We start from the raw sequence: 14,009 nt of genomic DNA on the forward strand, positions 1-14,009 counted from the left end.
TGCTTGCCACCTGACCAGGGCCGCTTCAGACCGCGCGCCCAGCGGCATTTTCGTGCGTCTGTCGTTGGCGTGGACGGATAACTTGGTCGAATGGGTGCCGACGAACACGACCAGCCCCGCACTGCCGCGCTGCGCGCACGACTGCGATATGTTTATTGGATCGGAGGGGACAGCGGTGCGGGCAAGTCGACAATCGCTCGCAATCTCGCGGCCCGGTACGGCCTGCGTGTGTACTCGACCGATGACGCGATGCGCGACCACGCTGCGCGCAGCACGCCGGACGACTCGCCCTGGCTGAGCAGGTTTGCGGCGATGAGTATGGATGAACGCTGGGTGGACCGGTCGGCGGAGACGATGCTCGAGACCTTCCACTGGTTCCGGGGCGAAGGTTTCCATTTCATCATCGACGACTTGTTGTGCTTGTCCGCCGAAACTGGGGTTATCGCCGAGGGATTCCGCTTGTTGCCGCATCTGGTCGCCCCGCTGCTCGCCGAGCGTCACTGCGGCGTGTGGTTGCTGCCGACACCCGCGTTCCGCCGGGCAGCGTTCGACAGGCGCGGCTGGGAGATCCCCGGCAAGACGAGTAATCCGGAGCGTGCCGCACGAAACCTGCTCGAGCGCGATCGGTTGTTCACCAACGATCTTCGGGAGGAGACCACACGCCTCGGACTTCCCGTTATCGATGTGGACACCGTGTCCGAGGAGGATCTGACCGACAGGGTGGGCCACGTACTCGGACTCTGAGCTGCGGAAGCTCATAGCACATCCGAAATTCGGCATTTCCGTGCGTTGCTGAAGTCGAGATGATCTCTGTGCGTTGATCTTCCAGCGTGCCGCGCGGCCCGTCCCACACCGCGAGCAATGCGGCATTATCGTGCGTTGCTGAGTACCGATATCCGTCGATGCCAGCCCCGATTTCGGGTTGCACCGGCGCGCGTCGAAGCCCACCGCCACTCTAAGCCGCCTGGCCTTCGATCGCTCCCGAAGCTACCTGCCCGCACCTCGAAAATGTCGTTCGGCAACCCATTCAGGGTCCTCACCCTGTCCCGATCCCTCCGCTACGGACTCGACGTCGGCACTGGCCTACGCCATCTGGGCCGGTCTCGGCACCGCCCTTATCGTCGCCATCGGCGCCCTGTTCCTCCACCAGCCCCTCACCCCCGCAAAGATCTTCGCCATCGCCCTTATCGTGGTCGGCGTCGTCGTCCTCAACCTCAGCGGAGCCCACTGAACATTCCCACCTAGGCCAGGCCATAGGCGGCCAGGCAGGCGAGGGTGGGCCATAGGCGGGTGAAGCCGTCGGTGGCTTTCATCAGGCTGGTGCCCAGGACTTCGAAGGCGATCGCGGCGCCGAGGTAGAGGTAGGCGGTCATCGGGGCGGCCTTTCGCCGGTGCCGAGGGTGTGAACGACCGGGCAGTCCCCGGTGGCGGGGAGGGCAGGGCCAAGGTGGTCGATGTCGTATCCGTCGGGATAGCTACGCCGCCAAGGGAAATCGAACAGGCCGACACCCTGCGCCGAGCCCGGCCATCGGCGCAGCGCCGCCGCGCGGGTACGCAGGGCCGCGGTAACGGCCGCGCGGGTGGCGCGGCCGGGTTCGGGCAGGGCCAGTGCCCGGCGGATGTGGTCGGGAGTGAGTGCGTCGACGACGGCGCGGGAGATTCGTAACGGCAGGCGCGGCAGCAGGTCTGCGGCCATGCGGTCGCGGTTGACCAGGGCGACCCGATGACCGCCGTCGCTGTAACCGACGAAGCGTGCCTCGTAGCTGTCGAGGTAGTCGGCGATCTGTTCATACGAGCCGGGAATGTCCTTGATGGCCATGTGCTCGCCGAGTTGCCGGTAGTACAGGTACAGGGCGGTGCGTTCGGTCTGCGACATCGGGCGCCAGCCGTGGGCGTCGACGAATCGGGCCGCGACCACGACGAAGGTGGCCAGCACGTAGCGGAAATCCTCCTGTGAGATCGAGTACGGGGCATGGGCCCGGTTGATCCGCCGCACGGCACGGCGCCCGCGATCGGAGGCGATGCCGTGCGCGAGGACCTCCGTGAGCAGCAGCGCGGTGTCGTCGGCACGTTTGTCCGGGCGCTGCTCGAATTCACCGGTGCGGCCCAGCAGGCCCCCGATGGTGGGGACGGCGAAGGTGTGGATCTGCGCCAGCTCCGACCCGATCGCGATCTCGACCGGGAACTCGAACTGGGCATCGAGCCGGTGGATCAGTTCGAAGTCGCGTTCGGGGGTTAGGCGTTCGATGATGCGCAGTCGGTCGTATCGGCCCATGCCGCTCTCCTTCCGAGAATCTACGACACTTGTTCAACTAGTTCTCCGATATACTACGACAAGTGTTCAAATAGTTGGCAAGAGGAGGGAACAGTGACCTCCGACGCACACACGACCGGCGAGGCCACCGACGGACACGGCATCACCGAGGAGAAGACGGCGTCGAAACAGACACGGCCGGACGGCCGTAAAGCCCGCGGGCAGCACCGCCGCAAGCAGCTGGTGGACGCGGCGTTGCGGGTGGCCGCGCGCGACGGGGTCGCCGCGATCACTCACCGGGCCGTGGCCGCCGAAGCCGGTGTCGCCGCGACCGCCGGGACCTATTACTTCCCGACCGTGGACGATCTGCTGTCGGCAGTGATCACCGCCGGCCTACAGCGATTCACCACCGATCTCACCGCCCGGCTCGGGCAGGCCCCCACGGTGCGGACGTTCGTCGACTACCTCGACGACATCCTGCGCCACGACCGGCAACGGTTGATCACCGAATACGAGCTCTACCTGCTGGCCGCGCGCCGCCCCGAACTGCGCCCGGCCCTGCACCCGTGGACCGAAGCGATGCGGACCATCCTGGCCCGATGGACCACCGACCCCATCGCCCTGACTGCCACCATCGCCGTCCTGGACGGACTGTTCTTGCAATCGGTCACTGCCAAACCCCTGTCCACCGACACCGTCGAAGCCGTCCTGCTGGGCACCCTCGCGATCACCGAACCCGCCACGCAATGAAGGCACGGCCCGTCGTGCCGCACGCCGAGCACGCCCGCGCCTTCGCCCATCAACCCGCGCGATCGCCGACCACAGGCCCGGCGGCGGGTGATACGCGCAATTCAGCATGAGCGTGCAGTCCGCCAGATCGTCTGTCGCCCAACGACTGTGGCCTCTCCGAACGACCGGAACGCGGCATGAGCGCGCGTTCGGGTGACCGTGCACGAGGCCGGGCAGTGCGGTCGGTGGCAGCTGACGATGTGTTCAGGCCTTCAGGAGTGGCGGTACCGGCTGATGCCTACCGTATGGTCGGTGGCGTCATGCTGACCTTCCTACTGGCACTCACGGGATTCGCCTTTCTGGATTCCCTTCACGTCCTGAACATAGGAATCACCGCCGCAGTCGTCGTCGACAGTCGACTGAGCCGCCGCTCGCCTGTCCCGGGAGCGTTGAGCTTCATCGCCGGAATCTTCGCTGTCACCACTGCTTTCGGTATCTGCACCGTGCTCGGACTGAGCTTCCTGACCGATCTCATCCACTTCGACATCACACCGACCGTCCGCTACTGGGGTGAACTCATCGTCGGCGCAGTTCTGTTGATTCTCGGCGGTATTCGCTTGCCGGGGAGCGCGACCGGGGTAATACCGCCCTGGGCGATCGAGGCACGACGGCGGCCGTGGCTGCTCGGGCTGGTCGGAGTCGGTGTCGGCCTCGGCCAGGCACCGACCGCGGTCCCGTACCTGGCGGCGCTGGCGATACTCGCGGTGCGAGAACCGCGGCCGGCACTGTGGCCGTTGATCGTGGTCGCGTACTGCCTGATCGCGTTGTTGCCGCCGATCCTGGTGCTGCTCGCCGCCACACGCCGCTCGAGCCGTGCGCGGCGGTTCTACCGCGCATTTGTCCGGGCGCTCAGCCGTTTCGGTCCGATGTCGGTTCGCGTTCTCTTCCTGGTTTTCGGAGCTGTACTCGTCGTCGACGCGTTGCGGAACTACTCGTCGCTGTAGTGGTCCACTTGCTGACGGCCGTACGCCTGGGCGGGATGACACCAGCGGGATGCACGCACATTGGCAATATCGGATGTCTTGAGCCACAACAGCTCTGGTCGACTGGCGGCCTAAGCGTGGATCTCTTCGCTCACGCGGTATGGGCGGCATGACAGTGCGTTAGCCGTCCTAGGCAGGGTCCCGGGCTGCCTGTCGCAGATACTGAACCGTCATGGCCGGGCGCGCTGACCGGCAAGCCCGGCGCTCGATCTGACGGCGAAGTCGATCTGACGACGAGCGTTGGGCAATGCGGTCGCCACGCATGTCCCCACGGCGCCCGCCGGTCGTAGAGAGTGGCGGCTGTGATCGTGGCGAGAGGTGTGTTCGTAGTCGATTTAGCCGTCGTGTTCGCGGGCGCGCTGATAGTCGGTTTCGGCGTTCGCGTTCCACGAGATCGGGTGTGCGCCGGGGCCGCAGTCCTCGCTCAACTGGATTGTCGATTCGGGGCGAATCCGTACCTCCTTGACCAGCAGGCGGAGGTCGCTGCACGTTACCAGTACTCCGGCGGTTGCCGGGCCGACATCGGTATTCGTGCATTCGATATCGACACGACTGCCGACCGGAACCGATGAGCAGAACGCGTCACCGGGCGGCAGCGCCTGAGCAGATCCCACGCCGACGGTCGTCGATACCGCCACGGCTGCGAGACCGGATACCACCGCGCCCATGATCGATAGCCGCCGGGCGCTTCTCTTGGGGATGGACACCCGAGTTCCTCTCTTTCGTTGCACTGCAAAACAATCCCCAAGATCATATGCGTGCCGGGGTTGAATTCCCAGGTGTAGTATCGGCCGGCCCCTGACCGAACAGCTCCCGGCCCAGGTTGTGCCGGGTGCCGATGGCCGTGATGTTCTGAGCCGCAACAGCTCTGGCCCGCTGGCCGCCTCGGCTTGGTCGCTTCGCTCAGCGCGATAGGCGGCATGACAGGACATCCACGCAGACCTTCTCGCGCTGTCTCGGCAACTTGTCCAACCTATCTCGCGGCTGTCGCACGTCTCGCTGAGTAACGACGCCATTGGAGTCGTTACCACCTACTTCGATGGTCAGCGACGACCGTGCCACGTTCGGATGCATTGCGGCCTGAAAGCATGCGGTGGACTACGTGTTCACGGGCAGGCCGTCGAGTGCTGGTGGGTTCGCAACACGAGGATATCGGTGATGTCGATATCGGGCCCGCCGTCGAGGACCAGGTCCAGACGGGCAGGCCCGACCGTTTGCGTGATGGCAGGGCCGTCGTAGCGCGGGATGACGGCGGCCGCGGCGGCTTGCAGGCAGAACGATCGGATCATTCCGGTCCGGGAAGAGGCAGTGCGAGAAGGGTTTTCGGGTTGCCGCATAGGAGGGTCGATGACGAACACCATCGGGCGTTCGGGGGTGCCTCGTTGGACCCAGATAGGGAATCCGAGGTCGCTGTACAACCAGAACCGGTCGCGCAGATGCTCGGGCAGGTGTCCGCGCAGACCCACTCCGAACGGGCTGGCGCCGGTTCGGGCCCAGTCAGCGCGTCGGTCCAGCCGCAGCGGGTTGCCTGCAGCTTCGGCGGGGTCGCATACCCACAGCAGCTCCAGATACAGCGCCCCCAAGAAAAGCCGGCGGTTTCGGGTTCCCTGCCCGCGATGGCGGATGCCCTGGTCCAGCACCAGCCCTACCTCGGACAAGCGCCGCGCCCAGTCGCCTGCCGGGTCGACCATGCAGAACACGTGATGGAGCTGCATGGGGAAACGGTACCCCGATCCCCTCCGCGGCTCTGCCGTAAAGGCAAGCCACACCATCCACAAGCCCGCACATCGGCTATAGCGGACGTTCGTGAGATCAACTGGCAGGCAACGGCTACGGCTCACCAGAACGCCCTCGCAGCGGCAATATCGGACGTTTGGAGGCGGTTCCCGGGACTGGGGCGGGGAGTTGTTGAACGCCTCAGCTGTGCGGGTAATCCGCTGCTGCGCAGTTCAGTTCCGTGGCGGTGGCTCTACCTTTCCGGTCCCCGATCCGGGCATGCTCGGGACCGGGCAACCGGAATCGATTGGCGGATTGGGAGTCCGACCGCGTCGCCGGATCGTGAGCTAGGCCGAAACCACCCGCATGGCAGCCCGGGATCCAGGGCGCGGACCAGCATCCGGGTGGCCAACTGGGGTTCGGTGTCGACTACTTGACCCACAAGTCCGGTACCGACTTCGCACTGTTGGTACCAGCAGTGGTCGCGGGCGGGGTGGGGGGAGCGGCAGCCACAGTGAACCCCATCGGCCCGTATTTGACGCCGTCGCCATCTTGCACAAGGAAGTCGTAGTAGCCCGGTTTGGTGGGGGTGAACTGGATACTGGCTGAAGTGGTTCCCGGAGGCGTTGTTACGGAGCCGACAATGGTGGCGAGGTCTGGATAAAGAATTGGATCGATGTAATGGTCTGGATCATAGGTAGCGAACAAATTGACAGGCCTGTCGAACCGGTGATGTGGAGGATCGGGGAAGTTGACCGTGAACGTAACCGGCGTGTTCACATAGTAGGCGTCGGGCCCAGTTGTTGGCACCCCGCCGCATACCGTGAGGCTTACGGCACCACTGAACTCACAGGCACCGGCCTGCGGTGCCAGAAACACCGTGGCAACAGCAGCGGCTGCAACGAACCCGGCGACACCGATGCCCGGCCGACCGATTCGTGTGTTCATCGAATACTCCCATTCCTCACCGTAGGACTGGCGGCGAGCACAACCGCCGGCATCGTGGCGAGGTCGATCCCGGATGTCGACGTTCGTGCCGCTCATCAGGACAAGCGCGTCGCCTGAGCCCGAAATCCACCCGGCCCGGGGAGTTGCTTCGGACAGCTGAAATCGTCCCATCATCGAGTGCGGGCCGATAGACCTCATGATTGGGGGGTTGTCCCAAGTGCAGAGGAAACACGAACCGCCGCAGTGGATTCCGTTGTCAGCCCCCAGCGAGGCGACAAAGCGGGGCAGCGACGAGAAGAGTCGACCACGCCGCGATCTCTTGTACGCGCTCCAGCTGGGCGACGCATCCGCCCGGCCGCAAAACGGCTCCCGACACATGTCGTGGGTATCGGCGGAAACGGGCGGATATGACGTAGTGCGGGCTCCACGCACCCCAGCTGTGGAGAATCCATCGTTCGGCGACGACGTCGGGCACCGACATCGAACGCGCGGGTCGCGGCATTTGCGGATGATTCGAAGTGCGGCGCAGCCGTGCGAGAGAGATTCGAGTCAGGCGGGAGGCGCTGTGCCGATCACGGTGATCCAGCGCAGCGCCAGTCGATGGTTTTCCTGGTTGTCAAGAATGTGCGGTGCTCCATATGCCAGAGCAGCGGCGTCAGCGGCAGCGCCAGCTTGTTGCCACGCCATGTCGGTGATGACCTCGGCCTCATCTTCGGGATCCCAACCGAACAGGTGTGGACCGGTCCGTCGTGCGGCCGCGGTCACCGCCCGGTGCACCTCGGACAGGCCCGAGCCGACAGGCGAACCGCAGCCGACCGGCGAGTCGGGGTTCGACAGCCATCGATCCCACAGGGTGCGCGTCAGCCACTTCTCCTCGTCCGGGGCCATGGCTGCGATGGCTCGGGCCTGTTCATCGGTCAGGTCCCGCACCTGGTCGATCACCTGTGCTACCAGGTCGCCGTTCGGGCCCATCACCAACCAGTTGGGCAGCTCCTCGCGCACGGTCAAAGACGTGCACCGTACCCAGCGATTGCCCGGACGAAGCCGGAGTTCGCCCTCGAGGTCGTCGACGCGCCACAGCCGATCGGGCAACGCCGACACCACCATTGGGTCTTCGTGAACGACGAGTCCTTCGTCCCCATCGGCCTGCCGATCGACCGGTGCGCCCGACAATCGTTCACGGGCTGCGAAAAGCTTGTCCCTGTCGAACCCGACTCGAACGCCGACGGCCGGGAAAGGGACGCCGAAGAACTCACGTTCGCCGCCTTTGTGGGCGAGGTAGTAGGTCATGCGCGGACTGTACTGACAGTGCGTCCCGGTGGGCAGTCGTCAGCCGCCGATCAACTGGGGATATCGGATCCCAGCCCGGACTGCGGGCCGCCTGGACGCCCACAATTTCGGCATGAGCGCGCGGTGGGAGGCCCTGTCGGACAACCAATCTGGGCGATTGACCAACGCGCGCCCAGCGGCATTACCGCTCGCTATTGTCAAGTAAGGCCAGCTCTTTCGCCCTCGGATTTGGCCTGCTGCTCGGGCGGCGTCGTACTAAGTCAACGACGCGGCGGCCTTCTGTAAGCACCCGCCGCCCGACAGCTCGAAAACGCTGCGGGGAAGATCGCGGAAGCTCAGCGCATCTATGCCGAGCACCGGCGAAACCAGCTGTAGCCGTATCGGATTGTACAGAAACCCGCGGCACAGACCTGGAAGCGCAGCGGCACAAGAAAATTCGCCGCGCGGCGAGCACGTTAGACTCACGTGCAGCCTTGCTTGATGAAAGGTGATCCAGTGGCTGTTGATGATTTGGCTTGGGCGGACGGTGGGGGACGAGATTCGCTGGGGGAGACCTACTGTCTCACCTTCATCCGTGATGTGGACGCTGCGGAGGCGTTGCGGCGGATGGGCGGTCTGCCCGGCACGTTTGCGACCCGCACGTGGTCGGATGTCGGGGACCTGGACAACTTCGACGATGATATCCCGAGATGGCGTTGGCGCTACCGCTGGGTGGGTGGACCGTCGTATTCGAGTCGGACGGGTTCAACGGCATCAGCCTGACCTCCGCGCTGTCACACGGAACCGAGGCGCTATCCGTGCTGCGGCACGACTACGCGTCTCCTGCGTTCGCCTATGCAGTCGATGGCGTGTTGATCACTGGGTTCGATCCGACGTGCCCTTACCCACACCTACGGTACGGCGCCGATCCCGACCGCCTGCTCTCCCACATGCTCGAAGTCGGATTCGCTATGGGAGACAACGAGGACGACGAGGACGGCGATTTCTACGAGGACGGCGATTTCGACAACAACCACGACCGCCCCTACGGGCGTTGCCTACGGCTGATCGAACAGTTCACCGGCCGTCTGCCTACGTTCGAGGCACTCAACGGCCCCTTGATGAGTGCACAGATCGAGCCCTGGTTCGCCGAAGCACGCAACGATCCGGCTGTTCGACCCGGCTACGACGGCCCTGTCGATGCGGTCACCGAAGTACGACGGCTCACCAGTCTGCACGGCTTGACCGACACTCCCGGCCTCGCTGACGCACTCGCCGCAGCAGAACGCGGAGAGCCGGTCTCGATCGCCCCCGACAGTTCACTCGGTGAGCATGTGCGCAGCTGGCTTACCGAGGACCGGCGCGCCCATAGGGCGTTGAATGGCGGTGAAGGACGGTGGCGGATGACCGAGATCGAACGTGACCGCGCGTTCGATCTCGGGTTGCTCGCCCGCGCTCTCGGCGCCGCCATCCAACCCGGCCCCCACCGCTGCGGGTTGACATCACGCTCGGACCGGCAGAACCCCCGGCTGTCCATGGGGTGTTCGGCTGCCAGAATTGGCTGACATAACCACACACTCGAACGGGCAAAGAACCCGCACGATATTCGGCATTATGGGACGTTGGAAAGCCTTGTCAGCCAACCGATCCGGACGATTGACCAACGCGCGACCAGCGGCATGAGCGCTCACTTTCGCTGACTAGAGCGAGATGTCCGGCCTTGCTGACCAGAGGGCTCGGGAGGGCTGAGGGGTTCTGCCGGGGTTCCGTGGCGGTCCATGAAGATGGGCAGCCGCCGGTTCCCGTGTTCGGGAAACGTTATCGATACACACGCACGTTGGCTACGCGGACTCCGGATCGCCGAGCAAACAAGAGTGTCCCTCCGCACTGACTGCGGAGGGACACCACGGTTCCCAACAGATCCCTACCCTGCGGGGCGAGTTCTACTCGGCGAGCCGCTGGTCCGCGTAGACGATCATCGCGTCCCGTTGATACTCGGCCAGCCCCTCGGCGATCTTCAGGTAGGTCGCCTTGTACCTGTCGTCGTCGACGAACATCTGGCCCATGCCCTTGTACGCCTCCCGGTTCGGAGTCCAGAAGCGACACAAGCCCTCGTAATGAGTGTGGATCTCTGCTTGGACCGCCGGGTCGTCGACCAGCGTGCCCGCCGCCAGGTGCTCGGCCATACGGATCATCCACGCCGTGCCCTCCCGCTGCCATTGCTCGATGTCCTCGGCGGTCATCGTCCCGTAGTGGCGTTGGGACTGCTCGTACTGCTCCGGCCAGCGCTCACGGGCCTCGTCCTCGTACTGCAAGTGGTCGAAGCCCTCGAACAGGTTCTCCGGGCGATTGATCTTCACTGCCATCTCGGTCTTCCCCTCCAATTCGGCGATGGTGCGCGCCACGGTGTCGGCCATCCGCGCCAGGCGGTCGCTCTCGGTGCGCAGTCGGATGTGCTGGCGCTTGAGGGCGGCCAGGGTGTCGGGCTCGGAGTCGACCGACTCGGCGATCTCAGCCAGGCTCAGGCCGAGCTCACGCAGCACGAGGATCTGTTGCAGGCGAAGCAGTTGCTCTTCCTCGTAGTAGCGATAGCCGTTGACACCCACGTGCGCGGGCTCGAGCAGACCGATGTCGTCGTAGTGCCGCAGGGTGCGGGCGGTGATGCCCGACATCCTCGCCACCTCGGCGATCGACCAGCTCATGGCACTTCCCATCACTTCCCGTGCGGCCGGTCCGTCCGGCCTGTCTTCGACGGTAGAAGTTGCCGTTACGGCAAGGTCAAGCGCGGATGCACCGGATCGGCGGATTCGCGCGATCCTTATCGCTGGTGTGTCACCTGATGCCGTGAGTACACCGCCATCCATCGCTGCGAATCACAGCAGAACCCACCATCCGGAACGCCCCCGCATCGGCATGTGCGGACGTCTTGCGGCGCAGTCGATCTTGCTGCGACTAACGACCGACCAGCGGCATTATCGAGTACTTCAGCAAACCGTAGTCAGCCTGTGGGTGGGCCGGGCCGGACCAGGTTGTCCCCGATCCGGTCGCCTTAGTTGTTTCCGTTTGCGGTGGATGTCCGATGAGAACACCGACCACGCCCTACTCCTGGCCGACAGCGCCGCAGACCTGCTCACCATTTTCGCCACGCATATGCGGGATGACCACGCGAACCAGCCATGATCTCGACCCGAGACAGGCGTGTTCGCCTTCACTTTCAGTTGCTGAGGTGGAATCAGTTGGGGCAGCTCTCCGTCAGTGGCTATTGATCAGGCGGCCCGTGGGGTGATCGTCGGGGTGGATGCGATGGTTCATGTTGAACACAGTTCTCTGTCGAGCAACGTGCGCGCGGCATCGTGGGGACGGCCAGCTCCCCAGGTCAGCGAGACGGTGATTCGTTTCTGGGGGGTGCCGAACGACCAGGTCGAATAGCCGGGCGCGTCGCCGTCCTTGCCGTAGGCGGTGATGCCACACGACAACTCGAACGTGATCAGCCCGGGCCCGTATTTCGAACCCAGCACGGTGGTGCGCATGTCCTGCAGCAGCGGCGCAGGTAGCAGACGACCGTCCAGCAGTGCACCGAAGAAGCGATTCAGGTCTGCCGTGGTGGAGATTATCTCACCTGCAGAACCCATGACCGACGGGTTGAGTTCGGTGATGTCGACCAGTCCGTTCGGCGCGATCGACAAGTATCCGTGGGCATGTGGGCCTCTGATATTCGGGTCGGTGCCCGGAATGGTCGTGTCGGTGAGGTGCAGCGGCCCGACGATGCGGTCGCGCATCGCTGCCGCGAAAGGCTTCCCGGTGATGCGTTCGATGCCCATGCCGAGCAGGAGGTAGTTCGTGTTCGAGTAGCTGGCTTTCGTGCCCGGCCCGAACAGCAGCGGTTTGTCGGCCACTCGGGCAACCAGTTCGGCATCGGTCCACGTCCGCCAGCGCAGGTCGAGGAAGGCCGCCGAACGCGGCGACGGGAGGGTCTCGAGGTATTCCGGGACGCCACTGGTGTGGTCGAGCAACTGGCGGATCGTGATGCGGTCGGCATACCGCAGCACTCCTGGGAGAACGCTTTCGACCGGGTCGTCGAGCCCGAGCCGGTGTTCGGCCACTAGTTGCAGCACGACGACCGCGGTAAACGCCTTGGTGACGCTGCCAATCCGGAATCGCCCGTCGACCGGAACCGGTGCGGCGGACCCTGTCTCGGCGACACCACTGGACGCACGCGCCCGGTGCCCGCCGGTATCAACCTCGGCGATGGCTCCGGTCGCCCCGGCGGCCACGATCGAATCCAACCCCTGCTGCAGTCGCGTCGGCCCCGCACCGCTAGCACATGCAGCCGCCGATGGCACGACCAGCGCCAGGGCGATCGCACCCGCGACGAATCCGGATCCTCTTCTCGAACCGATCACGACAATGAGCCTGGCGAACCTAGCACCGCAACGAAATCGGGAATCACCCCGATCTTTGCCCCGAGAATCTACCTGGCAACCAACAGGAGCGGGTGCAGCTCAGTCGTAGGACGTCGTGTGCTGCTTGAACGCCGCGGGCTGTCGTGATTGCCTGGTGGTCTTCCATCATCGTGTTGGGGGTTGGGCGTGGGAGGGCGATTGAGTCATGGCTGCAGGACGTTCGGCGCCGCGGTCGATCTCGCCCCCGCAGAACGCCCGCACCGCAGCATTATGGTGCATTCGACACTCGGAGCGGCACGGCGCGACCGAGACCACCCGCACCGTAGCAGTCCTGCACGGCGAGCTGGAGAAGCAAGCAACCCGCTGATCCGGCAACGCACCAACTCATCGAGGTTCAGGTCAACCACGCCGATCGGCACGTCATCGATCCCCCACCTAGGAGGGCACTGTGGTCACGAGTTATGGCGTGAAGACAATCTTGCCGAATTTGCCCGGCGCGGCCAGGCGGCCGTAGGCATCGGCGTACTCCTCGAGTCGATATGTCGCCTCGATTGGCACCCGAATACGGCGCTCGGCGAGGAGAGGGGCGACTTTGGTACGGATTTTATGCGCCAGCACTGCTTTTTCAGTAGGGCTCCGCCCTCGGATGGTCGTGCCGATCACCTTGGCGCGGGCCAGCAGCAACCCGGAAATAGGCAATGGCGCTGTGGTTCCCGCGTGCACGCCTACCAGCAGCAGTCGGCCACCCGTGCGCAGCCGTGACACCTGTTGCAGGCAGTCGTCCCTACCGACGAGTTCGACGATCACATCGAAGGGGCCATGGTCAGGTGCCTCGTCCGGAGTGACGACAGTCAAGTATCTCTGTTCTGGCACAAGAGATTTCACCTTCTCGTGCAGTTCACGGCGATGCACACTGGCCACCACATCCGCGCCCGTTGCGGACGCGATCTGCACCATGGCTGTCCCCACACCCCCGGCCGCACCGGTGATCAGGATACGATCACCAACCCCCACTTGTGCTTGACTCACCAACGCGTCCCAGGCGGTACTGAATATCTCGGGAAAACCTCCCGCCTCCGCCCACGACAGCTGTGTCGGCACCGGGATCAGCAGATCAGCCGGGACGACTACGCGCTCGGCGTGACCACCACCGCCGATCAACGCCATCACGCGATCCCCAGGCACGACGCCATCCGCCGCTGTCCCTGCCTGAAGCACCTCTCCGGCAATCTCGAGACCAGGGATATCGGCAGGCCACCCCGCAGGCGCCGGATAGTTCCCCCGAGCTTGCTGCAGATCCGCAGCATTAAGACCAGCTGCCCGAACATCGACTAGAACATCGCGGGGGCCAGGAACGGGGTCATCTCGCTGCTGCAACCCGAACTGGCCTCCCTCACCGATTACCACCGCCCGCACAACCCCGCCTCCTTAGAAGATCAATCAAGCAGAGTGAGACGTCCTGACGCGGCGCATCACCATCTCGTTGACGGCCGTCCCGTGTGGTCGGCACATGAGGTAGTGGTGTCGAGAGTGAGAGACATCGCCTCCTCCTGATTCCTACATGGCTGGTTCGATCACTGCTGTCATCAGCAGCTGGGTGTCTACGTACTCGGTGACTTCGCGGACTTTTCCGTCGGACAGGCGACA

At 64.6% G+C, this 14,009-nt stretch carries 15 protein-coding genes; 6 read left to right on the forward strand and 9 right to left on the reverse strand.

From position 1 onward, the window contains the following. Nucleotides 1-90: 90 nt before the first annotated feature. Both IU452_RS37765 and IU452_RS37770 read left to right on the forward strand, forming a co-directional pair. Nucleotides 91-744, forward strand: coding sequence for an AAA family ATPase (locus tag IU452_RS37765; RefSeq protein ID WP_195114078.1), 654 nt, complete (start codon nucleotides 91-93; stop codon nucleotides 742-744). Nucleotides 745-922: 178 nt separating this feature from the next. Then, on the forward strand, nucleotides 923-1,231 hold the full coding sequence (locus IU452_RS37770; RefSeq protein ID WP_195114079.1) for a DMT family transporter: 309 nt from the start codon (nucleotides 923-925) through the stop codon (nucleotides 1,229-1,231). Between the two features lie 10 nt (nucleotides 1,232-1,241). Here the strand turns inward: IU452_RS37770 and IU452_RS37775 are convergent, their stop codons facing one another. After that, the gene (locus IU452_RS37775; protein ID WP_195114080.1) at nucleotides 1,242-1,373 is read right to left on the reverse strand and encodes a DMT family transporter; all 132 of its coding nucleotides are present in this window, start codon (nucleotides 1,371-1,373) and stop codon (nucleotides 1,242-1,244) included. Then, nucleotides 1,370-2,275 (reverse strand): oxygenase MpaB family protein, encoded by a 906-nt coding sequence (locus IU452_RS37780; protein WP_195114081.1) that lies wholly within the window; start codon nucleotides 2,273-2,275, stop codon nucleotides 1,370-1,372. The genes IU452_RS37775 and IU452_RS37780 overlap by 4 nt, the downstream gene beginning before the upstream one ends. Nucleotides 2,276-2,368: 93 nt before the next feature. On the opposite strand from IU452_RS37780, the gene IU452_RS37785 reads away from it, so the two are divergent. Together IU452_RS37785 and IU452_RS37790 are read left to right on the forward strand one after the other, a co-directional pair. Further along, entirely contained in the window at nucleotides 2,369-3,004 is a 636-nt protein-coding gene (locus IU452_RS37785; RefSeq protein ID WP_195114082.1) for a TetR/AcrR family transcriptional regulator, read from the forward strand. A 299-nt stretch (nucleotides 3,005-3,303) separates the two neighbouring features. Next, the gene (locus tag IU452_RS37790; protein ID WP_195114083.1) at nucleotides 3,304-3,987 is read left to right on the forward strand and encodes a GAP family protein; all 684 of its coding nucleotides are present in this window, start codon (nucleotides 3,304-3,306) and stop codon (nucleotides 3,985-3,987) included. Nucleotides 3,988-4,361: 374 nt separating this feature from the next. Here the strand turns inward: IU452_RS37790 and IU452_RS37795 are convergent, their stop codons facing one another. The 4 genes from IU452_RS37795 to IU452_RS37810 form a co-directional block, all read right to left on the reverse strand. Next, nucleotides 4,362-4,733: a hypothetical protein gene (locus tag IU452_RS37795; RefSeq protein WP_195114084.1), complete on the reverse strand. Its 372-nt coding sequence runs from the start codon at nucleotides 4,731-4,733 to the stop codon at nucleotides 4,362-4,364. 399 nt (nucleotides 4,734-5,132) lie between these two features. Continuing rightward, nucleotides 5,133-5,741 (reverse strand): VOC family protein, encoded by a 609-nt coding sequence (locus tag IU452_RS37800; RefSeq protein ID WP_195114085.1) that lies wholly within the window; start codon nucleotides 5,739-5,741, stop codon nucleotides 5,133-5,135. A gap of 430 nt (nucleotides 5,742-6,171) precedes the next feature. Continuing rightward, on the reverse strand, nucleotides 6,172-6,786 hold the full coding sequence (locus tag IU452_RS37805; RefSeq protein ID WP_195114086.1) for a hypothetical protein: 615 nt from the start codon (nucleotides 6,784-6,786) through the stop codon (nucleotides 6,172-6,174). A gap of 453 nt (nucleotides 6,787-7,239) precedes the next feature. Beyond that, complete coding sequence (locus tag IU452_RS37810; RefSeq protein WP_195114087.1) at nucleotides 7,240-7,980, reverse strand: hypothetical protein; 741 nt, start codon at nucleotides 7,978-7,980, stop codon at nucleotides 7,240-7,242. A gap of 480 nt (nucleotides 7,981-8,460) precedes the next feature. Here IU452_RS37810 and IU452_RS39725 point away from each other — a divergent pair, with 480 nt between their 5' ends. Next, nucleotides 8,461-8,742, forward strand: a complete 282-nt coding sequence (locus IU452_RS39725) for a DUF6461 domain-containing protein (RefSeq protein ID WP_416382412.1) — start codon at nucleotides 8,461-8,463, stop codon at nucleotides 8,740-8,742. Further along, nucleotides 8,670-9,524, forward strand: a complete 855-nt coding sequence (locus IU452_RS37815) for a DUF6461 domain-containing protein (RefSeq protein ID WP_195114088.1) — start codon at nucleotides 8,670-8,672, stop codon at nucleotides 9,522-9,524. The genes IU452_RS39725 and IU452_RS37815 overlap by 73 nt, the downstream gene beginning before the upstream one ends. 378 nt (nucleotides 9,525-9,902) lie before the next feature. Here the strand turns inward: IU452_RS37815 and IU452_RS37820 are convergent, their stop codons facing one another. From IU452_RS37820 to IU452_RS37830, 3 genes are all read right to left on the reverse strand, one after another. Continuing rightward, nucleotides 9,903-10,661: a MerR family transcriptional regulator gene (locus IU452_RS37820; protein WP_195114089.1), complete on the reverse strand. Its 759-nt coding sequence runs from the start codon at nucleotides 10,659-10,661 to the stop codon at nucleotides 9,903-9,905. A 606-nt stretch (nucleotides 10,662-11,267) separates the two neighbouring features. Then, nucleotides 11,268-12,362, reverse strand: coding sequence for a serine hydrolase domain-containing protein (locus IU452_RS37825; RefSeq protein ID WP_195114090.1), 1,095 nt, complete (start codon nucleotides 12,360-12,362; stop codon nucleotides 11,268-11,270). Between the two features lie 459 nt (nucleotides 12,363-12,821). Continuing rightward, nucleotides 12,822-13,778, reverse strand: a complete 957-nt coding sequence (locus IU452_RS37830) for an alcohol dehydrogenase catalytic domain-containing protein (protein WP_195114091.1) — start codon at nucleotides 13,776-13,778, stop codon at nucleotides 12,822-12,824. Nucleotides 13,779-14,009 lie beyond the last annotated feature (231 nt).

The organism is Nocardia transvalensis (assembly GCF_015477765.1).
In the GTDB taxonomy this organism is placed as follows: Bacteria; Actinomycetota; Actinomycetes; order Mycobacteriales; family Mycobacteriaceae; genus Nocardia; species Nocardia transvalensis_A.